Below are 22,230 nucleotides of genomic sequence, written 5' to 3' on the forward strand. Positions count from 1 at the left end.
CGGAAACCCTATTAGAGAAAGCCAGATCAGTGGCCCAGTAACAGGGGGCTAGACAGTGGGCTGCGGTCAGAGTGCTTCGGTCTTGGAAAATACGGCCCAAACCTGCCGTTTGTTGATCAATACTGTCGCTGCGATGCGGCCCGTTAGAGGAGACATTCGCCGCGACCGCAAAACTCGATCTGGTTTCCATTGCAATTCAGAAACAAGGACGTGGTCCTTGTCGATCAGGATGGTTGACTCATCTCACTGAGTGGCGCTGCACATAACCGTTTCTTATCCTGTTGCCGCCTTGCTGCGTAACACCATGGCCCCTGCGAAAACGATCATGGCCATCCCGGCAAGTGTCGCATTGTTGAGGGCGATCCCGAAGAACAGGATATCCCAGCCTGCCACAAAGACCAGATAGCTGTATTCAAACGTCCCGATGATGGCCGGGGGTGCAACTTTGTACGCCCCCGCTAACATCATCCCTAGGACGATGGCAAAGGCGGCAAGCAGCAAAAGTACAAGCCAATCGGACGCCTCAATCGCCGACCATGTACCAAAGATGTAGGGGAATGCCGTTGCAATGTCAGACGCCGGTTGGGCGACCACCAGAACGACGCTGATGACCAGACCAGCCGCCAGCATCACCGAATTCTGCGCCAAGGATAGGGCTGCGACCGGGACATCCTGACACTTAGTCCGTGTTATCAGGTGTGCGGCGGCATATGAGCAAGCTCCCAATAGCGGCAACAAAGCTCAGAAGGAGAACGCCTCGGTTCCCGGCTGCAAGAGACACAACACGCCCTGCAAATCCGACGATCACGCCAATCCATCCCAACATGCCGACCGGCTCCCGGATGACGTAGGCCGAGAGCAAAGTTATGAAGATCGGGGCCGTATAGTTTGCAGCCCCAACCGTTGAGAGGTTCAGAAACGGGATCGCCGCATAAAAGGCCAGAAACGTGCCCGTGATGAAGACCGCCCTCAACAGCGACCACAGCCCATAGGCCGCCCGCACGGCGCCAATGCCTCGATGCGCATACCATGTAATTCCGGCCAGCACGGGTACGGCAAGGCAGCCGCGCAGGGCAAATATCTGCCAGAGCGTCATCTGACTGCTGAACAGCTTGAACACCACGTCCTGGACCGAGATCGTGAATGCGGGCGCAATGATCAGCGACACACCCAACAGGATGTTCTGCGGCGCGCTGATGGATGCTGTGGTCATCTTTATGCCGAACTCCGTGGCTGCAGGGTCAACTGTGCCAGTCGGTGCCGATCAAGTACAGATCAGTCGTAATCCTCACCTGCATACTGATTTGGAACCCCCTTTACATTGGGATTGTCAATAAAGGCGGCCCAGGCATCGCCAGGCCGCCAGATGCTGTCCATGTTTGCCAGAGCCGCGTCTTCGCCGATCTCGGTGTTGGTCTTGGCATATCGGTAAATGAAGGCGCTGACCCGTGCGTTATAAATGCAGTGCACATGCACCTTCGTGTCTTGAATGCCCGCCATCGCGTTTTGGAACTCCTCGAAGTTCTGGTCTGTTGGATTCTCAAAATCGACGGGTATGTGAATGTAGGTCATGCAAAGGGCGGAAACATAATCTGCTTCGCCTTCCAGTGCCCCTTCGCCCTGGCCGAGGCCAAGGTTGATGACATGAGTCACGCCCAGCTTGCGAATGTCGGCCAGTTGATCGACGTCGGGTTGTCCGGATGTGGTCAGGCGCGCATTAATGCGACGCCAATTGAAGATGTGATCCAGTTCGGTCATCTCGGCCTCTCTTTCTGTCACTCCACAAGGTGGGCGCATGCCGCGTGCGCCTTTGTAAAGCGCTGTGTGGACGCCGGGTTGTTTGTAAGCTTGTCCGCTGGTCGAACTGGGCGGGGCACAAAGCTTCCGCCGCAGTTGGGACAGGTGTTGTCGAACCGCTCGGACACGCAATCCGCGCAGAAAGTGCATTCAAAAGAGCAAATGCGCGCTTCGGTCGACGCCGGTGGCAGGTCCTTGTCGCAGCATTCGCAGTTTGGTTTCAGTTTCAGCATGTCGTTCCCTCAGGTTCATCCGCGCCTAGACTACGCGTCTGCGATCTGGCAGAAATGACAATATGACGTCAAAAACTGCCAAACTGCGCACGACGACCCGCGGCAAAAGACTGGTCGTCTTTGTAGTCTATCCCGATATCGTCCTGCTGGATCTGGTTGGTCCCTTGCAGGTCTTTTCCCATGCGCTGGACGCCAAGACCCGGGACAACGGGTACGAGTGTGCGGTTGTGTCTGTTGGTGGAGACATGACACCGACGAACACGGTTGTTTCGATCCCAACCTTGTCGGTGTCCGAGGTGTCACAGCGTGACATCCACACGCTGGTGGTCGTTGGTGGGGATGGCGCAATTCCGGGCATGCGCGATCCCGCTCTGGTGCAAGCGGTTCAGGATTTGGCAGAGAACGCGTCGCGCATCTGTTCGGTGTGTTCCGGGGCCTTGATTTTGGGGACGGCGGGTTTGCTCGATGGGCGGCGTGCGGTGACCCATTGGGATGATTGCAAAATGCTGGCTGAAGAGTTTCCAAGGGTGCGGGTCGAGCTTGACCCCATATTCATCAAGGATGGAAACACGTGGACATCCGCCGGGATCACGGCAGGTATCGATATGGCGCTTGCGATCACCTCAGAAGACCTTGGTCGCCAATCCGCCTTGGAGATGGCCCGGTCCATGGTTGCACAAATGGTCCGTTCCGGTGGTCAATCGCAATACAGCCCCACCTTGGGGCGTCAGCTGACGGACCGGGCCGGACGGTTCGAGGACCTGCATTCGTGGGTCGCGGACAATATCGCGTCGACGTTGACCGTCGAAACGCTGGCGGAACAGGTTGGCATGAGCGCGCGGAACTTTGCCCGCACCTACACGAATACAATGGGAAAAACGCCCGCCAAGGCTGTTGAAGCGATGCGCATTGAAAGCGCGCAGGATTTTCTGGAATCCACGCCAAAGAGCGTGAAAGAGATCGCGGTGGCCTGTGGGTTCAAGGACGAAGACCGCATGCGCCGCGCCTTCCTGCGGACGTTGAATGTGCCGCCAAGCGAATATCGGCGCAACTTTCAGGTGCCGTGACATTCCAGCGTTATGTCACATTAGTTGGGCTAAAGACATGATCGAATACGAGATTGCGCTTTCCGAAAGGCCGGATGACAGCACAGTCGCCGCGGTGGTGCACGATGTTTGCAAGGGCGAAGGTCTTGAGCTTCAACTGAAAGCGTCTTTGAAAAAGTATCCCGGTTGCACGCACTGGCATTTCAAACGTCCCAAAGCGCCCGGCATTGTGGAGGTTACTTGGTGGCGAGATGAATTCGGGCAGCGAGTGCCGCGCCTCTGGCTCTCGATCCACGGAAATCGAAAGGCCGCGTGGATGTCTGAACTGATGCCTCGAATGAAGGCGCTGCTTGAGAAGCAACTGAGCGTTTCGTCGTAAGAGCATTCTCTTGAGTTCTTGTCCGAGCAGGGCTGGGCATCGCAAAGATACGACTATCTTTAACTGCACTGATGCTCGCTCAAACGCTATGCGGCAAGAAGTGTAAGAAACGGGTTTGTACCCATCGGCCCTTAGCCGACATTGGGCGTGGTCTGAAAATGCCGTGCTGGCAGCCAGCTTTGCGGAAATTGATTCAGGTTTAAGTTGCCGCCTCTAACAGAGCTGCCCAAATCCCGTCTATGAATCCAGAAGGCGACCGGATCACCACAGTTGAATTCGAACTCCTTCATCAATGGCCGCGCTCTGATCCGGCGATGAACTTGCCAAGAACGATGTTGATATGACTCTTCGGTCCCGCAGTCGTTCGCACGAAACCGAAACGGTCCAAACGCAAATCTGATTATTTTACTTGGAATTATGATCGACTCCGCCTAGTAAGGCGATCATAGTTAACAGGAGACCGCTATGACGTTCACTACGAATGTCGGCGGCTTTTTCGTTGCACTAGCAGCCAGCGCGACCGTGATCGCGTCAGCCCCGGACGTTCACGCAGAAGCGCTGACTCTCACCGACATCGCAGGCCGAGAAGTCACTTTGACCGAAGCACCAGACAAGATCATACTTGGCGAAGGTCGGATGATGTATTCCATCGCTGCCATCACCGACGGAAACCCGTTCGAAAAGGTTGTGGGCTGGAAGGATGACCTGATCCAGTATGACCCCGATGCCTTCCGCAAGTTCCAGGCGGCCTTTCCCGAAGATGCAAACCGCATGATCAACTTCGGCAACCCCTACGCTGGTGACTTCAGCATCGAAGCTGTACTCGAAGCTGAAGCCGACCTGTTGTTGCTGGACTTGGGCAATCTCTTTAAAGCCGAAGAAACCGGTCTGATCGAGAAGCTGAACAAGGCCGGTGTCCCCGTCGCATTCATCGACTTCCGCCGCAATGCGACGGAAAACACCGTTCCTTCCCTGCTGATTCTTGGGCGCCTACTGGGCGAGGAACAGGGCGCGCTTGAATTCGTCGACTTCTATGTCGCCGAAATGCGCAAGGTCACCAATGTGGTCGATCAAATCCCGGCTGAAGAACGCCCGCTCGTGGTAATCGAAAACGCGGCGGGTTGGCAGAACGACTTCTGCTGCTGGTCCTTTGGTCCCTATAATTACGGGCGCTTTGTGGAACTGGCGGGCGGTACCAACTTTGCCTCCAAACTCGCCAACGCCTATTCGGTCGATATTTCGATGGAGGGGATCATCGACGCCGACCCCGACCACATCATAGGCACCGGTGCCAACTGGGCCGAAGCCAAGCCCGAGGTCACTTCAACCCTACTCGGCTACGAAGGCGACCCGGCAGTGAACGCCGAAAAGATCGAAGCACTGGCCGGGCGCTCTGGATTCAAGGATCTGCGGGCGGTGCAGGATGGAAATTACCACTCCATCTACCACCAGTTCTACAACTCGCCCTACCACTTCATCGCGGTGCAACAGATCGCCAAGTGGCTTTACCCGGACGATTTTGCGGATCTTGATCCACAGGATACGTTCGACCGCATGCATGAGAAGTTCATGCCTTATGAGAACTCCGGCCAGTTTTGGCTCAGCGCCTCGGCGCCCGCCAACTGACCAGTTGCCCACGGGCGCACCCAACACGCCCGTGGGTCTCTTATCATGCCCACAGACACCACCCACCCGCTCGATGCGCACGGCATCGTCAAAGCCTACCGCCGCCGGTCCGTTCGGCGCGTAGCGCTTGTTGGCCTTGCCGCCGTTGTTCTGTTCACCACCGTCGTCATTGACGTGATCACTGGCCCCGCTGATCTTGGCTTTTGGCGGGTTGCACATGTCATCATCAATCCCGGCGTTGCATCAATTCAGGAAGAAGTCATCATTTGGGACCTCCGCCTGCCCATTGCCCTGATGGCGGTCATAGTGGGGGCAATGCTCGGCACGGCCGGTGCAGAGCTCCAAACCATTCTCAACAACCCATTGGCCGAGCCATTCACTCTTGGTCTGACTGCTGCAGCGAGCTTTGGCGCAGCCGTGGCCATCGTGCTGGGTTGGTCCGTTGTGCCCGGAGTCGGAGGTCTTTTTGTGACGGTGAATGCTTTCGTCTTTGCAATGTTCGCCTCGCTTTTGATTTTCATTACGACGCGATTGCGCGGCGCTAACCCTGAAACGATGATCCTCATGGGGATCGCCATGCTTTTTACCTTCAATGCGCTATTGGCCTTCCTTCAATACGGAGCGTCCGAACTGCAATTGGCGCAACTGATCTTTTGGCAACTGGGCTCTCTCGCACGTGCGACATGGCCAAAGGTCGGCATTTGCCTGGGGGTGCTGATCTTGATCCTTCCCTACTTCCTCAGCCGATCTTGGGCACTGACCGCCTTGCGTATGGGAGAGGACAAGGCAGCCGCCCTCGGCGTCAATGTACCGCTCCTGCGTCTGATAGTTCTTGCGGGCGTATCCCTTCTGTCAGCGGTAGCCGTGTCATTTGTGGGTGCTATCGCTTTTGTTGGCCTTGTCGGCCCCCACATCGCTCGCATGATCGTGGGAGAGGATCAGCGGGGCTTTCTTCCGCTCTCGGCACTCGCAGGCGCTCTGATCCTGTCGGGGACTTCCATCGCGTCAAAAGCAATCACGCCCGGCATTGTCTATCCCATCGGTATGATCACATCGCTAATCGGAATTCCTTTCTTCGTTAGCTTGATCCTTGGCCAACGCAAAAGGCACTGGCAATGACCCTAACCACCACCGGGCTCAACTTCGCCTATGACAAGCGTCCGATCCTAAAGGATGCCGGATTCGATCCTTTGCAACCAGGAGAACTGACCGCACTCATAGGCCCCAACGCGTCTGGAAAATCGACCCTGTTTCGCGTGATTGCAGGGCTTTTGACACCCTCAGCGGGAACCGTGACGCTTGCAGGAACGGACCTTGCCACCCTGCCTGTCCGCACCCGACTCAAGCGCGTTTGCTTCATGCCGCAGTTCTTTGCCGCCAACGCAGCGCTATCAGTGTTCGACGTGGTGATGATGGCGCGCAAAAACCTCGCCGGCTGGCGGGTCACATCCCAAGACATGGATGCCGTGGGCGCGGCGCTGCACGGCGCTGGCATCGGGCATCTGTCCGAAGTCTACATCTCCGACCTGTCCGGTGGGCAGGCTCAGATGGTCTCAGTCGCGCAAGCGCTCATCCGACAGGCGGATGTCTACCTCTTTGACGAGCCCACATCCGCGCTTGATCTGCATCACCAGCTTGACGTGCTCAGCCGTATCCGCGCGACCATCGCTGACCGCAACGCAATTGGTATCATCGCCCTGCACGACCTCAACCTTGCAGCTCGCTTTGCTGATCACCTGATCCTGCTGCGGCAGGGCACGGTTCTGGCCCAGGGCACGCCAGCAGAGGTGCTGCACAAACCAGAGATCGGCACAACCTACGGCGTCGATATCCACATCACCACCGGTCCCAAGGAGGATCTCGTTGTCCATGCTTACGCGTCGTAACTTCACCGTTTCACTTGCCGCGCTTGCGGGCAGCTATGCTGCCGCCAAAACTCCGGTGCCGACAGCAGAGGGCGGCCGGCACTCTGTCCTGATGCTCAACGCCGATTGCAACGACAGCAACATCTTGAACGTGTTCGATCCTGCAATCCTGCATGTGGACGTGGGCGACAGCATCACCTTCCTTGCAACTGACCCCAGCCACAATTCCGCATCCAAACGCGGCATGATCCCTGACGGCGCCCAGCCGTGGAATGGCGGGATCGATGAAGAAATCACGGTCACGCTCACCGTGCCAGGCATCTACGGCTATCTTTGCTTGCCGCATTACGACTGGGGTATGGTCGGGCTGATCGTTGTGGGGAAGGATCTGTCAAACCTCGAGCAGGCGAAAAAAGTGCGTCATCCCGGTAAGGCTCGCACCAATTTTCGCGCCTTGCTCACTGAGCTTGAAACCCATTCTGGCTAATCACAGCCCCTGCATTGAAGGCCGCCCGGTTCATTTTGGCATAACACTGATCGAACATCACGAGGCGTTGGTTTTCCGTCGTTTAGGAAGGCCTGTCCCGCTCCAGCCTAGTCGCAAGATCCATGCCACACATTGGGGTCATCCACACCCGGCATCAACATAGTCATAAGCGCCACGCATGCCGACACAGGCGACCCGTTATCGATTGCATGGGTGTCCTGGCTGATTAAAAATGTTCGCGCCGCGTCGTGCCCTGCAGCTGAAGCACGCTCGAGATACTCCAAACCCTGATCCCGTGCCTGGGCGTCGCACCCTTGTTGGTACATCCGTTTGCCAAGATGAGCCATTGCCCCGACATCCCCATTCTCGGCCAAACGTTGCACCGGGTAGTCCGCAAAGCTGTTGCAAGATTGGACCCGCGCGCCGGTCGGCGGCGGCATCTTCACTCCGGCTGTCGCAAAAAAACCGGCCAAGAGGATCAACATCACGACACAATACCGGGTCATGGCTAAACACATCTGTTAGTGAACGCGGAGAAAGCCAAACGCATTCCTCGTCCCTCGATTGGATGGGAAAAATGCGTCATACGCCTCGCTGCCAAACTGGAGGTTCTAAGCAAAGCGGTGCACAGCATCAGCTCCACTTGTGCGGACGCCTTTTCCGGTGGGGCCAATTGCAGGAAGCTTGGGGAGCCCTTCGGCAATGCGTTGAAAACCAAGAGGATCAAGCGACGCACTGCCCCGGCCACGACTGCAATAGGTACGATTGAGTACGATACCGCCGTCAGACGCACACACGTTTTCCCCATTCTATGCTCCCATGCATATGGAAATGGGGGGTGCCTGGCGTTCGCTGAGAGTCCCCTTATGAGTAAGAAAGCATTTCTACCGCGCGCAAGCAATGCCCGAAAAGTGGGACTGCCAGCAGCGATACCTACTGCAGTATTCGCGGCAAGTCTGTCGGTTGATTTACGCGGATTGAAGAAGCGCTTGGCGCCCCAAAAACCGATCACATGAGGGCTTCACCTCGCCTATAAAATCAGTCAAACACATTGTGGATGCAAGGCATCCAAATTCATTCAATTTGAGTACCCAGCCGTTCGCGAGGCACTCTCTCTTTTTCTGGGAGTGGCCATATGGGGCGCATATCTACACAGACGATAACCGGGGTGTTGGTCGGAGACCAACGCAAGGATCAGGTTTTGCTTTTGCAGGATCTGGATGGCGATGGCACAGCACAAGGTCCAGGCGAAACAACAGTCTTTTTTGACGTGGATAATTCCAGCGGGCTCGACACACCAACGAACAATGTCTTCACAGTTCATCAGGCCGACGACAAATCCGTCTATGTCGGCGATGGGAACACAGATACGATCTATCGCTTGGTCGACACCAACGCCGATGGCGATGCGCAGGATGAAGGTGAAGCCGCAGTCTGGTTCTCGGCGGACAATGCAGGTGGCCTGTCAACGGTGACACCAAACGGCATTGCCGAAGGTGTTGACGGCGCGATCTATATCTCGAACGCAGGCACGACGTCGGCACCGCAAGACGCGATTTACCGTACCGTTGATTTGAACGGCGACGGGGACGCGAATGACGCCGGAGAGGCGACCGTGTGGCTCGATCTCCAGACGATAGTCGACACGTCCGTGCCCTTCGATCTTAGTTTTGACGGCGACGTGGCCTATCTAAACGATCTGGCGGGAACGGGAACGGACGTCATCTATCGTATTGAAGACGCAAACGGCGACGGCACTATCCAGACGGACGAGGTTACCAACTTCATCTCGGACGACATGAGCTTCGGCGCTCCCGTGGACATTTCCAGCGCTGTGTCAGTCGATGGCTCCCTCTACACTCTCACATGGTTCCCGGACGGGGACGAGCAGCTGAAAATCTACCGTCTTAACGATCTGGACGGGTCTGGCCAGATCGACAGCGTGTTTGAAGCTGTCGAGGTTTGGAACGCAAGTGCCATGCCCGACGGCATCCCGGCCGAAATTGGGTTCTCGCTGGCAACGGATTGCGATGGGGGCCTAATCCTCACAACCAACAGCTTTGCCGGGGATGCGAACGTGGTCCAGCTGACCAACCTCAACGGCGACGGCGATTTTTTTGATGCGGGCGAGACAGTCATCTTCGGCTCTGACCAATATGATGGCCAACTGATCCGTCCGCGTGCTGTGGAGGCCTATGAAGGCGAGGCCCAGGTCGTGGCCAGCACCGTGGGCGCAGGCAACCACTTCTCTGTCTTCCTTAGGGATGGAGTGCTGTACAGCTCCGGTGAAAACGTGGTCAGCCAACTGGGCAACGGCACCACGGGATTTGATGTCAAAGCGCCGCTACCGGTGTCATTGCCCGAAGGGTTTGACGCAGAAATCACCTCTGTTGCAGGCGGATTGCTACACACGACTTTCCTTACTGATGACGGCGATGTGTACGCATTTGGCTTCAACAACCGAGGCCCGCTTGGCGTTGGGGACGAAGAGGCGCGAACTACGGCCACAAAGATTGATGCGCTGGACGATATTGACGTTATTGGCATCGAAAATGGCAATGGTACATCCTTTGCCATCGCGGCGGACGGCACGCTTTACGGCTGGGGCAGCAACACGAACGGGCAGCTTGGCACAGGCGATCAGGAAGAACGCCTTGTCCCCACCGAAATAAGTGCCCTGTCCAATGAAACCGTCGTCGCGGTGTCCGCCGGTGTCACCCACACGCTGGTGCTGACGGCTGATGGCGAAGTCTATGGTTTCGGCAGCAACAACGACAATCAGGTCAGCCCGTCTGATGACCGCCGTGTGATCGAACCGACGCTTGTTCAAGGGCTGCCGGAAAACATCGTGGCGATCTCCGGCGAGGGGCGCACCTCTTACGCTATCACGTCCGATGGCCGCGTCTTTGGCTGGGGCGAAAGCCGTGACGGGCAGTTGTTGCAGGGCGAGGACAATGGCGACGGTACATTCATGCCAAACCCCGACGATGTGGCTGAACCGATTGAGCTGACAGGACTTCCCGAGGGCGTGATTGACATCCAGGGCGGTGCGCGCTGGTCTGTCGCGCTAACCGAAGACGGCGATGTCTATGCCTGGGGCCCGAATGACGAAGGCCCCACCGGCGGGTTGGACGGCGACCCGGCGGCAGAAAGTGATGTCAGCTTCCTACCCACGCTGATCCCCGAACTTGATGATGTAAACATTGTCGAAATCCAGACCGGACCCAACTCGATTATCGCGGTCAGCGATACGGGCGCGATCTTTACGTGGGGGTCCAACTCAGATGGTCGCCTCGGCTTTTCCTCGGATGGCCCTGTTTATACTCCGCGTGAAGTTGATTTTGACGCCGACGCCGCGCCGTTCCTGCTGTCTGCCGTTCCATCAGACAATGGTCGGGATGTGGAAAATGACGCTGCACTCACGCTGACCTTTACGGAAGAGGTCGAGCCTGGCACGGGTCTGATCACACTGGTCAATCGGGACACGGGCGAACGTATCGAGATCGACGTGAACGACAGCCGCCTTGTCAGCTTTGATGGTGACACTGTGACCGTCACGCCGCAATCCCATCTGGAAACCGACGCAAGCTATGCGGTCGAGATCGAGGACGGCGCATTCCTGGACGATCAGGGGCAAGCCTTTGAAGGAATTGATGAAGGCGATACATCAACCTTCAACTTCACCACCTCCGAAGAGGCTGCGGAGTCAGAAGATCGCTATCGTGGGACCTTCGATGATGATCTGCTGCGCGGTGGTGCGGACAACGACCGCATAAATGGCCGTGCAGGCGATGACCTGATTTCGGGTGGCGAAGGCGACGACCGTCTCAACGGTGGTTGGGGTGATGACGAACTGCTTGGAAACTCAGGACGTGATCGCCTGAATGGCGGTTGGGGTGATGACACGTTGGATGGTGGCGCTGGCAATGATCGGCTGAATGGTGGCTGGTCGGACGACCTTTTGTTCGGAGGCGCTGGTGACGACCGGTTGAACGGCGGCTTTGGCGATGACACTCTGGATGGCGGTGCTGGCGACGACCGGATGATAGGTGGTTTTGGCACCGACATTTTTGTCTTCAACGGCGGCCATGACCAGATCCAGGACTTTGATACAGGCACCAGCTGGTGGATATTTGAACGCCCTTCGGATCATATAGTCATCGATATTGCAGGCATCGACAGCTTTGAAGACCTGCTTGACGCGGCGAGTTCGATACGTCGCTCAGTGACCTTTGAGTTCGGCACCGACGACAGCCTGACCTTGCGCAACACGCAATCGGCAGAGTTGGACGCGGACATGTTCAGTTTCGTCTGACAAGCAGGAGGCGGGAGCCGCATGAGTGGCTTCCGTCCGTCATCGAATACTCCGCACCGATCCGGTCAGCCGCGGTTAATGTCAGCCCCAAAGAAATGTACTTCAGGCCCAAGTATTGGTGTCTCGCAAGATCGAAAGTACAGCCATGCCTCTACTCGCACAGAATGTAGAAACATCCGGTTAGAAAAGATCAGCTCTCCTAACTTTCTAGGAGTCAGGCACTGTTCATCTGTTTTCCGCAACGTTCAATGTCACTTGTCGAGCATTTAGAAGCACCATAGGAGTGTACTGGAAATTTGCTATTCCCCATCCAACAAAAAGCAAGTGTAAGCATCTGTTACTTTAATGTCCGCTTAACCAACAATCGCCGATTTTTTGCATCTGCAGCGAATGACCGCTTGCCGGCCATTCTGTGGAAGAACAATGTGTTGCTAGCGCAGAAAGTGGCGCTCTGAACGGGGCGTGAGCGCCTTTTTGATCAGGCGGTTCCCGGTTTCTGCAATGCCGGAAAGACCTTCGCCAGTTTGCGGAGGTTCTGGGCGGTGGCGGCGAGGAGGAATTCGTCATTTGCGCCGCATGGGCCTCGTAATCGCAACCGTCCAACCCTGAGGACGCGTTTGAGGTGGCCAAACAGCATCTCGACCTTCTTTCTGAGCTTCATCGAGATGTCGTACTGGCGGGTCTTGGCGATCTCGCGTGCAACCTGGCGGGCGTCTTCAGTTTCTTCGCGGCTGATCTTGCGGGCATCAGCGTTTGGACAGCATTTGGCTTTGGATGGGCAGACCTGGCGGACTTCTTTCAAAGCCCGATAACGTGCGGTGCCCTTGCCCGTTGGCCCTCTATTTGAGTCGGAGTAGTTGCGGCGGAATTGCTTGAAAGCATGTCCTTCTGGGCAGATGTACTGATCGTTGCTGGCGTCCCATTCAAAGACGGCGCGAATCCAGGTGCCGTCGTTGCGTCCGGACTTGTCGAAGACCGGAATGTGTGGCGCGATCTTGCGGTCAACCAGCCAACCCAGTAGCGGCCCGGTGCCGTATGCGATGTCGGTGATCGGGCGTTCTGGATGAAGATCGAACTTGGTCTTCACTCGCTTGAGCATGATCTTCGTGGAGCCAACCTCCGCCTGCCGGATGGAACGCGTGGCCTCGACATCGATGATCACAACATGATCGGTGTCGATGAGATAATTGTCGGAATAGCTAAAGAAAGCAGGCCCCTTGCGTGCCGCCGTCCACTGGCTCACCGCATCGGAATGTGAGGTGAACTTGGCAGCGCCGAATGCCGCCTTGTCTAGCGTGTCGCGATACTCGCGCAAAGTACGGGGCGCTTCGGTCGGATCGATGCTCGCCGCGTCCCACTCTTCCTTCGGCGTCGAGTTCTGTTTGTTGGCATCCGCTTCGATCAGGCTGGCATCGATTGCCATCCGCTGGCCACTGACAAGGCCTTCCTCGATACACCGTGCCACCGTCGTTTCGAACAAATGGCGCAGCAGTTCGCCATCACGAAAGCGGCCATGTCTGTTCTTGGAGAACGTCGAGTGATCAGGAGCCCGGTCGGTCAGATCGAAACGACAGAACCAGCGGCAGGCGAGGTTCTGATCAGCCCCACTTTAGAGGTCCAATTTGATTGTTAGTGCATAATCGGCCTTGGGTCCATCTGGACGATGGTTTCCGGTGCCGGTGGGCTGTAGCCCAATGCGCTGTGTGGTCGTTTCGTGTTGTAGTGTTTTCTCCATTCTTCGATCAGGATTTGAGCTTCGTTTTGCGGCTGATTGAAATTGATGAATTGAATGGGTTTGGTCGCAGCTTGCAACTATTTATCAATTGGTTAGGTTAATTTGGTGATCGAAAATAGTCCCTCTTCACAAACCCGGAAAACGCAATCTAGTCGGTTGATTTGATCGATCTGCGCGACACTGTGCCCTCAGTGTATCATTGGTTCCCATCCTCCATCCACGGACCATGACGCATGCTGCGCTGTAATTTGATCTTTCTGCCGGCTGGCGCTAGCCATTGAGATTGAAAGAATAACTTTCAAGCGGAGCGGGTGAAATGACCATTCGATTGCTGCGCACCCTTGTTGCGGTCGCGGACAACAAGACATTTGGTGCTGCAGCAGACGCCGTTCACGTCACCCACGCCGCTGTCAGTCAACAAATGCGCGCATTGGAGGCTGAGTTGGGCCTGGCCCTCTTCAACCGTTCAACCCGGACACCGGAACTGACGCCCGTTGCGCATGAAGTGGTGGCGAAAGCGCGCAAGCTGATTTCGGACTATGACAACCTTGTCCCATCTGTGCTTGCCGATGGCGGGTTAAGCGGTGTGCTGAAACTGGGTGCCCTGGGCACGACGCTGACGGGGCTGACCCCGCAGGCGATGGCTATATTCAAAGGCCGCTTTCCAAGGGTTGGTTTACACATTCGCCCCGGTCTGACAGGCACATTGCTGGCCGATATTGAACGCGGCCATCTGGATGCTGCGATCATTACCAAACCTCATCTGATGCCCATGGGCATCGCGTTTCGCCCGTTGATCGAAGAACCGATGCAATTGATCGCCTCACACGAAGAGCCGGAAGAAGACCCCATGTTGCTGCTTGCGACCAGACCATACATCCGCTTCAACCGGAACGCGGTGGTCGGCGGCTTGATCGACAACTGGATCAGGTCGAAGCGTATTCGAGTGACCGAAGCGATGGAGCTGGATACGCCCGAAGCTATCGTCAGCATGGTGCATGCCAACCTTGGTGTGTCGATTGTACCTGATCTTGCCGTGAAACCACTGGAGATGGTGCCTGTGAAGCGCTTGAGCCTTGGTGCAGACGCGCCCACCCGGGTGCTCGGGCTGGCTTTCCCCGAAGACCAGATCAAGACACGTGCCATTGATGAAATTTTCGACGCCTTGGCCGGGGTCATTGCGGCCGTGCGGTCGCAGGGAGCAGACACAGCATCATGACCACGGACATGATCCTGTTTCTCGTGCTGGGGGCTGCGGCAGGCGGTTTCATCAACGGTTTGTCCGGGACTGGCACCGCATTGTTTGCATTGGGCTTTTACCTGGTCGTTCTGCCACCCACGACGTCTGTTGCCATCGTGGCTTTGATGTCCGTACTGGTTGGGCTTCAGGGCTTGTGGATCGTGCGCGCACCCATCTTTGCGCGTCCGGACCGTTTGGCCCGATTCATCCTGCCCGGGCTTGCGGGCGTGCCGCTTGGCTTGTTGTTACTAGATGTCATTGACACCGGGACGCTGCGCATCGGGATTGCTGTTTTTCTGATTGTCTATGGCGGGTACTTCGGGTTTCGCGCGGCCCTGCCGTCATTTTCACGCAAAACCCCGGTCATTGATGTGATTGTTGGGTTTATGGGCGGTGTCCTTGGCGGCACGGCTGGCGTGTCCGGTGCCTTGCCCGCGATGTGGTTGTCTGTACGGCCGTGGACCAAATCCGAGATGCGTGCCGTCCTGCAACCGCTGAACATGGTCATTCTGAGCACAACGGTCACATTGCTTTTTTTCAAGGGGGCTTACGATCAGACCGCGGTGAATGCGCTTATGATCACAATTCCCTGCGGGTTGATCGCTGCACAGGTTGGGATCATGGTGTTTCGCCGGCTGAGCGATACAGGCTTTCGCCGTTTACTGATCCTGTTGACCCTTGCAATGGGGGCAGGTCTACTTTTGAGCGAATTGACTTAGGCTCGTATCACCTCAAGAACGCGCCCAACAACAGATTTGCACCCAAAACCGAGAACGCGGCCAAAAAGAGTGCCCTGAATTGTTCCGGGTTCGTCCGGTGTCTTAAACGCTCGCCTACCGAAAAACCAATAAGCGTCGGGATCAGCAAAAAGGTGGAGACTGCCAGATCAGGACCCGAACTGTGTCCCACAGCAATAAACATGACAAAGATCGAGACACTGCCTGCTGAGATGAGGAACCCGAGTGCCTGCACAAAGGCATCGCGGTCGAGCCGCAGACCGGTCAGGTACATGACCAAGGGCGGCGCCCAGGCGGCCGTCAATCCGCCGATTAATCCAGCGACCACGGCGCTTACCCCCTCGAACAGGCGCACCCGGTGCGCTGGGATGGGCGGCACCATGTTGCGCCAGCTGAGAAAGCAGAACGCGAGCACAAAAACACCCAAGGTCGCACGCAGAAATACATCTGGCGCGGATTGGCTGAACCAGACGGTTGCGGCCACAAACAGGATCAATATGACTGCATAACGCCAATGCTGTTTGACACATCCCGCCATGTCCGGACCGCGCCAGAACTGCCAGACATTGCTGAGCAGCATGGGGACCACCACCAATGATACAGCTGACCTGGTATCAAGCTGAAATGTGAGAAGGGTCAGGGCCACTGTCGGCATCCCCAACCCGATGAACCCCTTCACGGTACCTGCCAGCAGCAGAACGGCGCTCGCAAACGCAATCAGGGACAGGTCGGGCATGGATGCGTCAGATCACCTCGTCCGTGCGGTCATCACTCTCGCCGTAGCGTTTGAGGACAGCAGGTTTCGTACCCTCGTACACCCGCGCGACGTTCTCGGCAATCTTGGCGTTTTCGCGTTCGAACAGGCAGTCGCCGTTCAGGTCTGATGCCACAATGAAGGGTCCCATGCGGTTGCACTTGATCACCCACATGGCTTGCGCCAGGCCCAGTTCCTCGTTCCAGTGGACCGCTTCAACATTTTCCACGCCGCGACCAAGCAAGGCACCGGTGCCATAGCCCACCGTGGACAGGTAGACGGCTCCGTTTGGCACGAAGTACTCCTTGTAGTCCTTGGAGGTCATGCCACCCTTGCCAACGATCAGCTTGGCCCCGGTTTTGGCCATCCATTCGGGCAACCATTTGGCAAAGCGGAAAGATGCCGTGGCGGTCACCGCGCCCATGTCGAAGCTACCATCGGGGTTGATGCGGGCGGCAGGCGAGCAGTGGAAGTTCGCAGCCGACTGGCTGGGCAATTCCATGGGGATGTTCGCCTTGTCCTCAAGCGCGCGCATGTAGACGCCTTCGCGTGCCGTGTACATGAGGCCGTCAAGGTAGACGACGTCACCAAGACGCAGGTCGGCGATGGCCTCGTCGGTGGGGGTTGTGGACAGGCGGACTTCACGAGGGCTCATTCCGCCGCCTCCCTTTGTGGTTCCCATTCGACCGTTTCTCGACGCTGGTAATCGGTGAACCAGTCCGGGTCGGTGCGGTGTTCCACCCGCCCATCAGCGTGGATGCGGGCCACTGCGCGGCGCGAGGACAGGCAGAAGGCGTGCACTGACATGGGCATCCCGCCCGTATGGCAGTACCCAACTTCGATATTGCAATCGATGACCATGTTCTTGCCCACAAAGCCCATCGCACCCATGCCAATCGAGTTGCCGAGTTCCTTGAACTCATTCTCCATCTCCGCAATCCGCGGATCGGAATTGCGGCTTCCCACGATGCGCAAGGTGGACGCGCGTTTGCCCAATGTCATGCAAATGTCCTTGGATCCGCCAAGGCCGATACCGATGATGGCGGGCTGACAGGCGAGGCCGCGTTTGCCAAAGGCCATAAGGCTGTCGAGATAGAACCGCTTGATCCCCTGAATGCCGTCGCTTGGGAAAAGCATGCGGTAGTCGGTGCCAAAAAGGCCCCCCTTGTGAACCGTAATCAGGTCAATCCATTCGCCTTCCGGCTCAAAACCGTATTCGATCTCGGGCGCGCCGATGCCGACGTTGTTGTCGAGATCGGTCCGCCAGAGCGGGTGCACGCGATTGGGGCGCAGGGGCACGCCGTTGGTCGCGTTGGCCGTGGCGCGGCGCAGCGCTGCTTCGAGAGCGACCATGCCACCCTCGACCCGGGCCTCATTTCCCATCTTCACGAACCAGCGCGGCACGCCAGTGTCGCCGCACATGGCACGGCGGTCTTCCTTGGCCGCTTCGTAATTGTCGAGCATGGCCTTGAGGACAAAGGAGGACAGATCGCCATCCTCGGTCTTGGCGGCCTGTTGAAGACCGTCCAGGTAGTCTTGGGGGATCTCGATTGCGGCCTTGTCCATGAGGGTTTCAGCTGTGGACTGGATAAGAGAAATAGGTATCATCTGGCTCCCAATCATGTCGGTGTATCTGAAAAGGGCTCGGCAACTATTTGAACGTCGTCTTCAAAAACCACGTAGCCTACTCGATTGGTTCTCAGCACTGTTGAAGCAACGCCCAACTCATCCAAAAGCCTCGCCAGTTCCATAGCTTTGTCAACTTGTGCGTAGGCGCTGGCTTTGAACCATGAGATCCCTTTGGTTTCGCGCTTCTCCGCTGCCTTTGATGTACCCTTGGAAAACTTGAGCGGGACATCGATGTGATCGTCCAAAAACTGCAAGCAGGCATCCAGCCGATCGCGCTGCTCGGGCGAAACCGTTCCATTTCGACGCAGATCATATGCCTTGCGAAAGAAGCCTTCACGCGCGCCATGCACTGGAATATTTTCGTCCAGAACAATGCGGACATACTTCATTGCGCCGCCACCAACGTCTCTGGCTCACCCTCCGGCAAGATCGTTTCGCCGGGACAGACGATGGTGAACTGCACGGGTTCGCGGGTGACTTTGACGCCATCGCCGTCTTGCGTCGCGACTGTGAAATCGCTGTTATCCAACCCGCCGTCTTCGGGAAAATCCTCGCGGAAATGCGCTCCACGGGAATTCTCGCGGGCGATCCCAGCCTTCGTGATCACTTCGGAGATGTCGCAAAGCGAACGCAGGTTCAGCCAATCGTGCCAGGTGAGATTGAAGGCCAGGTTGCCGGCGTCCACGCCCACGTCCATCAGAGCGCCTGACACTTGCGCAATACCATCGAGTCCGCGTTTCATCCCGGCCTCGGTCCGCATCACGCCAACCTCTTCCCACATAAGGTCCTGCAGTTGCTTGCGCAGCGGCAAGATAAGGTCGGGTTTGCGCGTCAGCGGATAGGTCGCGCGTTCGAATTCGGCGGCTAGCACGTCTTCGTCCGCGTCGCGCAGAGTCATGCTTACCATATCACGCCCCATCGTATCACCAGCGATGCCGCCATAGACAGTTGAGTTGGCGACCCCGTTGCCGCCCAGCCGGTTCGAGCCGTGCGCACCACCTGCGTCTTCGCCTGCGACGTACAACCCCTCCATCGCCGTGCGCGTGTCCACGTCGACGACAACGCCGCCCATGAAATAGTGGGCGGTCGGCACGACCTCGACCTGGCCTGCGGCCAGATCGAAGCCACTGTCGGCACAGCGTTTGACCATGCCTTTGAATTTCTGTGCCACCCAGTCGGGTCCGAGGTGGGACATGGAGATGAACACACCTTCCTGATCCGGATTGTTGTTCTTGCGCATCTCGGCATAGATGCCACGGCTGACGACATCGCGGGTGGCACGCTCGCCCTTGCCATCATAGTCGAACATAAACCGCTGGCCCGCGTGGTTGATCAACTGCCCGCCTGCGCCGCGCAACCCTTCCTCAAGAACCGTTCCGGTCATACGCGTATGGTCGCCTGCCAGAAGGCCCGTAGGATGGAATTGCACCATTTCCATATCACGCGATTGCAGGCCCGCACGCAGGGCCATAGCGAGGCCGTCCATCGTCTTGTCGCCCGAAGGGGTGTGGTACTTGTACATGGTCGGGCCGCCGCCCGTGGCCATCAGCACCGTCTTGGCCCGTACAAGACGGAAGCGTCCGGTGCGCATGTCGATCATCAGAACACCGGCGAGAGCGCTACGATCCTTGGTCGGGATCAAGCCGACAGCGCGATGCTCTTGCAGCTTCTCGACACCGCTTGCGAGCACCTTTTCCATCAGACGGTTAATGATCTCGATCCCTGTCAGGTCACCCTTGTGGACGGTGCGGTCGGCGGTCTGGCCAGCAAAGGCTTTTTGGTGCAGCGATCCGTCGGCGTTACGGTCAAAGAAACATCCGACCTCGTTCTCCAACTCGCGGATGCGCACCACGGCCTGTTCACACAGGCGCCACGCCATGTCCTGATTGGGCAGCCATTTACCCCCGTTTATCGTGTCCATGAAATGCCGTTCGACAGTGTCGCCACCGCCCAACGCCACATTGTACCCCCCCTGCACCATGCGCGTGCAGCCGCATTTGCCAATCAACCCTTTGACCGCGATGGTGATCCTCGTGCCTTCGGGAGCCGTTTGTTGGGCGTGGAGTGCCGCGAACAATCCCGCGCCCCCGGTGCCGAGGATCAGGATGTCTGTGTCGTGGCGTTCGATATCGCTCAATTTCATGTCACACCGCCTGCATCAGAAAGAGCATCGCAATCAGAAAGGACAAGGCTGTTGCACCCGCCGCCAGTGTCTTTTGCGGAGGCGTCCACGGCAGCCATTCCATCGCCATGAGGCGCAGGCCGCCGAACATGTGGATGGCCAGCAGGAAGACAAGGCCGAACTCTGCCAGTTTGACCGCGCCGATATCGGTGAAGGCCAGAAAACCATCCAGCCGCGCAGGGTTCGTCAGGGCCAGCGACAAGATCCAGAAGTGGAAGGGTAGGAACAGGGCGAGGCCGAGCCCGGACAGCCGGTGCAGGATGTAGGCGAGCCAAAGAGGGTGCGCCCGCGATGTGATGCCTGCTGCCCTCATGCGAATGTCACGGCCCAGACGGCGCGTGCCCCGAGTGCGAACAGGCCGAAGCCGACGGCCCACATGAACGTGTCCAGCGCTGTACCTTTCAAACCGCCCCACTCATGCGCAACCGTGCGCAGACCGATGGCGCCGTGGGTCGACACAGCGATGACAAACAGCCCGTAGAACAAAAACCACGCCACGGACCCTTGGGTCCGCCCCAAAATTTCTGCCGCAGTTAGCCCGCCCTGGATTGCGTAAATCATCACGGCGAGGTGGCCGAGAACAAGCGGTGCCATCAGGAGGGCGGTGATCCGTTGCAGCATGTAAAGGCGCAGACTCAGCATCAGCGGCCCCTCCGGAAAAGCGATTTGGTCGTTTCGCGTTTCAGACCGGCTATGGCGGACATCGGGTCCAATTCATTTGGGCAGTACGTGGTGCAGGACCCCATTGAATGGCAGTTGTGGCAGCCGCCACTGCCCGAGACGGCGTCGAGGATGGCAACGCGCCCTTCGTCCTTGGCGTCATTGAGCAAGGTCCATGCGCGTTGCAGCGCGGCCGGGCCAAGGTAGTCGGGGTTGCCTGCAACGGTGTCGCAGGCCGCATAGCAAACCGAGCAATTGATGCACTCGATTCCCGCATTTGCCTCAACCCGTGTTTCGCTGGTTTCATCGATTGCGGCGATTGGGTCGTCGCGGGTCAGGCTACCATGGTGCACGCCCTCGGCCCCGACCCACTTGTCAAAGAACGGATCCATATCCACAACCAGATCCTTGACCACCGGCAGGTTGCGCAACGGGCCAATGGTCACCGCGTTGTCCTTTAGGACTTTGGACATATGCGTGCGACAGGTCCAGCGGGGCACCCCGTTTACCATCATCGCGCAACTGCCGCACATGCCGACGCGGCACGCAAACCGGTAGCTGAGTGTTGGATCGGCGTTCTGCTGCACCCATGACACGACATCAAGCACGGTCTGGCTTTCATATGCAGGAACGTCGAACACATCCTGTGTATCCGGGCCTCGTTCAATGGTGACCTTGAGCATATGCGCTGTCATGAATGGCTGGGACTTTCCCGGGCTGGATGTTTCATGCCAGAGTATAGCGTACAGGGATGCTTAATGAATGCGATAATTTCTGAACCATCCTGTTAGCAACGCTTACAATCATGCGATCCGGATGGCTGGATGACACAAAGTTCCGAACCAGACCTGAACGCAGCGTTAGCTGGACGCTATTCTGACGCGCCCGATACCGGAATGGTAGAACAGCCTCTGCTGCAATCGATGGCGGGGCGCGGGTCGTGCCGCGCCTTTGAAACAACACCGGTCCCGGACGATCTGCTGCAAACACTTTGCGCCATTGCCCTGGCCTCGCCAACAAAGAGCGACCTGCAGCAACGAGACATCGTTGTGATGAAATCGCCCGAAGCGCGTGTAGAGCTTGTAAAACTTGTGTCCGGCCAGGCGTGGGTTGCACAGGCGCCGACGCTCCTTGTGTTTTGCGGAAACAATCGGCGTCAGCGGTTGTTGCACACATGGCATGAGGTGCCGTTTGCCAATGATCATATGGATGCTGTCATCAACGCGACAGCAGATGCGGCGATTGCCCTGGGTGCTTTTGTAACAGCCGCCGAGGCGATGGGCCTGGGGTGCTGCCCAATCAGTGCCATGCGGAACGAAGCGCAAGCCGTGTCGGATCTGCTTGGGCTGCCGGATCATGTGTTCCCCTTCGCGGGTCTTGCGCTGGGGTACCCGAGCGAGGCCCCTGAGATCGCAAAGCGACTGCCGTTGAGCGTCACATGCCATGTAGATCGGTATCAGGAAGATGGTCTGCGCGACGCCGTTGAACGATATGACGCAGATCGTGCTGAAACACAGCCCTACGACAAGCAGCGTTTTGTCGACA

Annotated in this window: 23 protein-coding genes and 2 pseudogenes; 10 read left to right on the top strand and 15 right to left on the bottom strand. The window is 57.4% G+C overall.

Going from position 1 to position 22,230, the window contains the following annotated elements:
* Positions 1-273: 273 nt before the first annotated feature.
* The 4 genes from AC6RA8_RS04010 to AC6RA8_RS04025 form a co-directional block, all read right to left on the bottom strand.
* Positions 274-630, bottom strand: a complete 357-nt coding sequence (locus AC6RA8_RS04010) for a hypothetical protein (RefSeq protein ID WP_500350837.1) — start codon at positions 628-630, stop codon at positions 274-276.
* Between the two features lie 49 nt (positions 631-679).
* Positions 680-1,213, bottom strand: coding sequence for an EamA family transporter (locus AC6RA8_RS04015; protein WP_500350838.1), 534 nt, complete (start codon positions 1,211-1,213; stop codon positions 680-682).
* Between the two features lie 62 nt (positions 1,214-1,275).
* Positions 1,276-1,797 carry a protein tyrosine phosphatase family protein gene (locus AC6RA8_RS04020; RefSeq protein ID WP_500350891.1) on the bottom strand — a complete coding sequence of 174 codons (522 nt, stop codon included), beginning with the start codon at positions 1,795-1,797 and terminating at the stop codon, positions 1,276-1,278.
* Positions 1,776-2,030, bottom strand: a complete 255-nt coding sequence (locus AC6RA8_RS04025) for a DUF1272 domain-containing protein (protein ID WP_500350839.1) — start codon at positions 2,028-2,030, stop codon at positions 1,776-1,778. The genes AC6RA8_RS04020 and AC6RA8_RS04025 overlap by 22 nt, the downstream gene beginning before the upstream one ends.
* A 62-nt stretch (positions 2,031-2,092) precedes the next feature.
* On the opposite strand from AC6RA8_RS04025, the gene AC6RA8_RS04030 reads away from it, so the two are divergent.
* From AC6RA8_RS04030 to AC6RA8_RS04055, 6 genes are all read left to right on the top strand, one after another.
* Positions 2,093-3,097, top strand: coding sequence for a GlxA family transcriptional regulator (locus tag AC6RA8_RS04030; protein ID WP_500350840.1), 1,005 nt, complete (start codon positions 2,093-2,095; stop codon positions 3,095-3,097).
* A 37-nt stretch (positions 3,098-3,134) separates the two neighbouring features.
* Positions 3,135-3,455 (top strand): hypothetical protein, encoded by a 321-nt coding sequence (locus AC6RA8_RS04035; protein ID WP_500350841.1) that lies wholly within the window; start codon positions 3,135-3,137, stop codon positions 3,453-3,455.
* Between the two features lie 465 nt (positions 3,456-3,920).
* Complete coding sequence (locus AC6RA8_RS04040) at positions 3,921-5,081, top strand: ABC transporter substrate-binding protein (RefSeq protein WP_500350842.1); 1,161 nt, start codon at positions 3,921-3,923, stop codon at positions 5,079-5,081.
* Between the two features lie 45 nt (positions 5,082-5,126).
* The gene (locus AC6RA8_RS04045) at positions 5,127-6,200 is read left to right on the top strand and encodes a FecCD family ABC transporter permease (protein WP_500350843.1); all 1,074 of its coding nucleotides are present in this window, start codon (positions 5,127-5,129) and stop codon (positions 6,198-6,200) included.
* The gene (locus AC6RA8_RS04050) at positions 6,197-6,967 is read left to right on the top strand and encodes an ABC transporter ATP-binding protein (protein WP_500350844.1); all 771 of its coding nucleotides are present in this window, start codon (positions 6,197-6,199) and stop codon (positions 6,965-6,967) included. The genes AC6RA8_RS04045 and AC6RA8_RS04050 overlap by 4 nt, the downstream gene beginning before the upstream one ends.
* Complete coding sequence (locus AC6RA8_RS04055; RefSeq protein WP_500350889.1) at positions 6,951-7,433, top strand: pseudoazurin; 483 nt, start codon at positions 6,951-6,953, stop codon at positions 7,431-7,433. The genes AC6RA8_RS04050 and AC6RA8_RS04055 overlap by 17 nt, the downstream gene beginning before the upstream one ends.
* 107 nt (positions 7,434-7,540) lie before the next feature.
* Here AC6RA8_RS04055 and AC6RA8_RS04060 read toward each other — a convergent pair whose 3' ends face one another.
* On the bottom strand, positions 7,541-7,939 hold the full coding sequence (locus AC6RA8_RS04060) for a hypothetical protein (RefSeq protein ID WP_500350845.1): 399 nt from the start codon (positions 7,937-7,939) through the stop codon (positions 7,541-7,543).
* A 629-nt stretch (positions 7,940-8,568) separates the two neighbouring features.
* Between AC6RA8_RS04060 and AC6RA8_RS04065 the strand changes: the two genes are divergently transcribed.
* Positions 8,569-11,748 (top strand): Ig-like domain-containing protein, encoded by a 3,180-nt coding sequence (locus AC6RA8_RS04065; protein WP_500350846.1) that lies wholly within the window; start codon positions 8,569-8,571, stop codon positions 11,746-11,748.
* Between the two features lie 478 nt (positions 11,749-12,226).
* Here AC6RA8_RS04065 and AC6RA8_RS04070 read toward each other — a convergent pair.
* A pseudogene (locus AC6RA8_RS04070) lies at positions 12,227-13,342 on the bottom strand (transposase); the annotation flags it as partial.
* A 35-nt stretch (positions 13,343-13,377) separates the two neighbouring features.
* Positions 13,378-13,506, bottom strand: a pseudogene (locus AC6RA8_RS04075) (integrase core domain-containing protein); the annotation flags it as partial.
* A gap of 293 nt (positions 13,507-13,799) precedes the next feature.
* On the opposite strand from AC6RA8_RS04075, the gene AC6RA8_RS04080 reads away from it, so the two are divergent.
* Both AC6RA8_RS04080 and AC6RA8_RS04085 read left to right on the top strand, forming a co-directional pair.
* Complete coding sequence (locus AC6RA8_RS04080; protein ID WP_500350847.1) at positions 13,800-14,702, top strand: LysR family transcriptional regulator; 903 nt, start codon at positions 13,800-13,802, stop codon at positions 14,700-14,702.
* Positions 14,699-15,442: a sulfite exporter TauE/SafE family protein gene (locus AC6RA8_RS04085; RefSeq protein WP_500350848.1), complete on the top strand. Its 744-nt coding sequence runs from the start codon at positions 14,699-14,701 to the stop codon at positions 15,440-15,442. Before AC6RA8_RS04080 ends, AC6RA8_RS04085 begins: the two co-directional genes overlap by 4 nt.
* 7 nt (positions 15,443-15,449) lie before the next feature.
* Here the strand turns inward: AC6RA8_RS04085 and AC6RA8_RS04090 are convergent, their stop codons facing one another.
* From AC6RA8_RS04090 to AC6RA8_RS04125, 8 genes are read right to left on the bottom strand one after another with little or no spacing between them, the layout of a single operon-like run.
* Positions 15,450-16,196: a sulfite exporter TauE/SafE family protein gene (locus AC6RA8_RS04090; RefSeq protein ID WP_500350849.1), complete on the bottom strand. Its 747-nt coding sequence runs from the start codon at positions 16,194-16,196 to the stop codon at positions 15,450-15,452.
* Between the two features lie 7 nt (positions 16,197-16,203).
* Positions 16,204-16,869 (bottom strand): fumarate hydratase C-terminal domain-containing protein, encoded by a 666-nt coding sequence (locus AC6RA8_RS04095; RefSeq protein WP_500350850.1) that lies wholly within the window; start codon positions 16,867-16,869, stop codon positions 16,204-16,206.
* Positions 16,866-17,822 (bottom strand): fumarate hydratase, encoded by a 957-nt coding sequence (locus tag AC6RA8_RS04100; RefSeq protein WP_500350851.1) that lies wholly within the window; start codon positions 17,820-17,822, stop codon positions 16,866-16,868. Before AC6RA8_RS04100 ends, AC6RA8_RS04095 begins: the two co-directional genes overlap by 4 nt.
* 11 nt (positions 17,823-17,833) lie before the next feature.
* On the bottom strand, positions 17,834-18,232 hold the full coding sequence (locus tag AC6RA8_RS04105) for a hypothetical protein (RefSeq protein WP_500350852.1): 399 nt from the start codon (positions 18,230-18,232) through the stop codon (positions 17,834-17,836).
* The gene (locus AC6RA8_RS04110; protein WP_500350853.1) at positions 18,229-19,986 is read right to left on the bottom strand and encodes an L-aspartate oxidase; all 1,758 of its coding nucleotides are present in this window, start codon (positions 19,984-19,986) and stop codon (positions 18,229-18,231) included. The genes AC6RA8_RS04105 and AC6RA8_RS04110 overlap by 4 nt, the downstream gene beginning before the upstream one ends.
* Before the next feature lies 1 nt (position 19,987).
* Positions 19,988-20,338, bottom strand: a complete 351-nt coding sequence (sdhC, locus tag AC6RA8_RS04115; RefSeq protein ID WP_500350854.1) for a succinate dehydrogenase, cytochrome b556 subunit — start codon at positions 20,336-20,338, stop codon at positions 19,988-19,990.
* Positions 20,335-20,667 (bottom strand): succinate dehydrogenase/fumarate reductase transmembrane subunit, encoded by a 333-nt coding sequence (locus AC6RA8_RS04120; RefSeq protein WP_500350855.1) that lies wholly within the window; start codon positions 20,665-20,667, stop codon positions 20,335-20,337. The genes sdhC and AC6RA8_RS04120 overlap by 4 nt, the downstream gene beginning before the upstream one ends.
* A complete protein-coding gene (locus tag AC6RA8_RS04125) occupies positions 20,667-21,380 on the bottom strand; it encodes a succinate dehydrogenase/fumarate reductase iron-sulfur subunit (protein ID WP_500350856.1) in 714 nt (237 codons plus the stop codon). Before AC6RA8_RS04125 ends, AC6RA8_RS04120 begins: the two co-directional genes overlap by 1 nt.
* Before the next feature lie 129 nt (positions 21,381-21,509).
* Here AC6RA8_RS04125 and AC6RA8_RS04130 point away from each other — a divergent pair.
* A partial coding sequence (locus tag AC6RA8_RS04130; RefSeq protein ID WP_500350857.1) for a nitroreductase family protein occupies positions 21,510-22,230 on the top strand: 721 nt, incomplete at its 3' end.

Source organism: Tateyamaria sp. (assembly GCF_059783535.1).

Bases quoted from the DNA above. Each gene is read 5' to 3' on its own strand.
- AC6RA8_RS04010 (WP_500350837.1), bottom strand. From the start codon at position 630: ATGCTGGCGGCTGGTCTGGTCATCAGCGTCGTTCTGGTGGTCGCCCAA.
- AC6RA8_RS04015 (WP_500350838.1), bottom strand. From the start codon at position 1,213: ATGACCACAGCATCCATCAGCGCGCCGCAGAACATCCTGTTGGGTGTG.
- AC6RA8_RS04020 (WP_500350891.1), bottom strand. From the start codon at position 1,797: ATGCGCCCACCTTGTGGAGTGACAGAAAGAGAGGCCGAGATGACCGAA.
- AC6RA8_RS04025 (WP_500350839.1), bottom strand. From the start codon at position 2,030: ATGCTGAAACTGAAACCAAACTGCGAATGCTGCGACAAGGACCTGCCA.
- AC6RA8_RS04030 (WP_500350840.1), top strand. From the start codon at position 2,093: ATGACGTCAAAAACTGCCAAACTGCGCACGACGACCCGCGGCAAAAGA.
- AC6RA8_RS04035 (WP_500350841.1), top strand. From the start codon at position 3,135: ATGATCGAATACGAGATTGCGCTTTCCGAAAGGCCGGATGACAGCACA.
- AC6RA8_RS04040 (WP_500350842.1), top strand. From the start codon at position 3,921: ATGACGTTCACTACGAATGTCGGCGGCTTTTTCGTTGCACTAGCAGCC.
- AC6RA8_RS04045 (WP_500350843.1), top strand. From the start codon at position 5,127: ATGCCCACAGACACCACCCACCCGCTCGATGCGCACGGCATCGTCAAA.
- AC6RA8_RS04050 (WP_500350844.1), top strand. From the start codon at position 6,197: ATGACCCTAACCACCACCGGGCTCAACTTCGCCTATGACAAGCGTCCG.
- AC6RA8_RS04055 (WP_500350889.1), top strand. From the start codon at position 6,951: ATGCTTACGCGTCGTAACTTCACCGTTTCACTTGCCGCGCTTGCGGGC.
- AC6RA8_RS04060 (WP_500350845.1), bottom strand. From the start codon at position 7,939: ATGACCCGGTATTGTGTCGTGATGTTGATCCTCTTGGCCGGTTTTTTT.
- AC6RA8_RS04065 (WP_500350846.1), top strand. From the start codon at position 8,569: ATGGGGCGCATATCTACACAGACGATAACCGGGGTGTTGGTCGGAGAC.
- AC6RA8_RS04080 (WP_500350847.1), top strand. From the start codon at position 13,800: ATGACCATTCGATTGCTGCGCACCCTTGTTGCGGTCGCGGACAACAAG.
- AC6RA8_RS04085 (WP_500350848.1), top strand. From the start codon at position 14,699: ATGACCACGGACATGATCCTGTTTCTCGTGCTGGGGGCTGCGGCAGGC.
- AC6RA8_RS04090 (WP_500350849.1), bottom strand. From the start codon at position 16,196: ATGCCCGACCTGTCCCTGATTGCGTTTGCGAGCGCCGTTCTGCTGCTG.
- AC6RA8_RS04095 (WP_500350850.1), bottom strand. From the start codon at position 16,869: ATGAGCCCTCGTGAAGTCCGCCTGTCCACAACCCCCACCGACGAGGCC.
- AC6RA8_RS04100 (WP_500350851.1), bottom strand. From the start codon at position 17,822: ATGATACCTATTTCTCTTATCCAGTCCACAGCTGAAACCCTCATGGAC.
- AC6RA8_RS04105 (WP_500350852.1), bottom strand. From the start codon at position 18,232: ATGAAGTATGTCCGCATTGTTCTGGACGAAAATATTCCAGTGCATGGC.
- AC6RA8_RS04110 (WP_500350853.1), bottom strand. From the start codon at position 19,986: ATGAAATTGAGCGATATCGAACGCCACGACACAGACATCCTGATCCTC.
- sdhC (WP_500350854.1), bottom strand. From the start codon at position 20,338: ATGAGGGCAGCAGGCATCACATCGCGGGCGCACCCTCTTTGGCTCGCC.
- AC6RA8_RS04120 (WP_500350855.1), bottom strand. From the start codon at position 20,667: ATGCTGAGTCTGCGCCTTTACATGCTGCAACGGATCACCGCCCTCCTG.
- AC6RA8_RS04125 (WP_500350856.1), bottom strand. From the start codon at position 21,380: ATGACAGCGCATATGCTCAAGGTCACCATTGAACGAGGCCCGGATACA.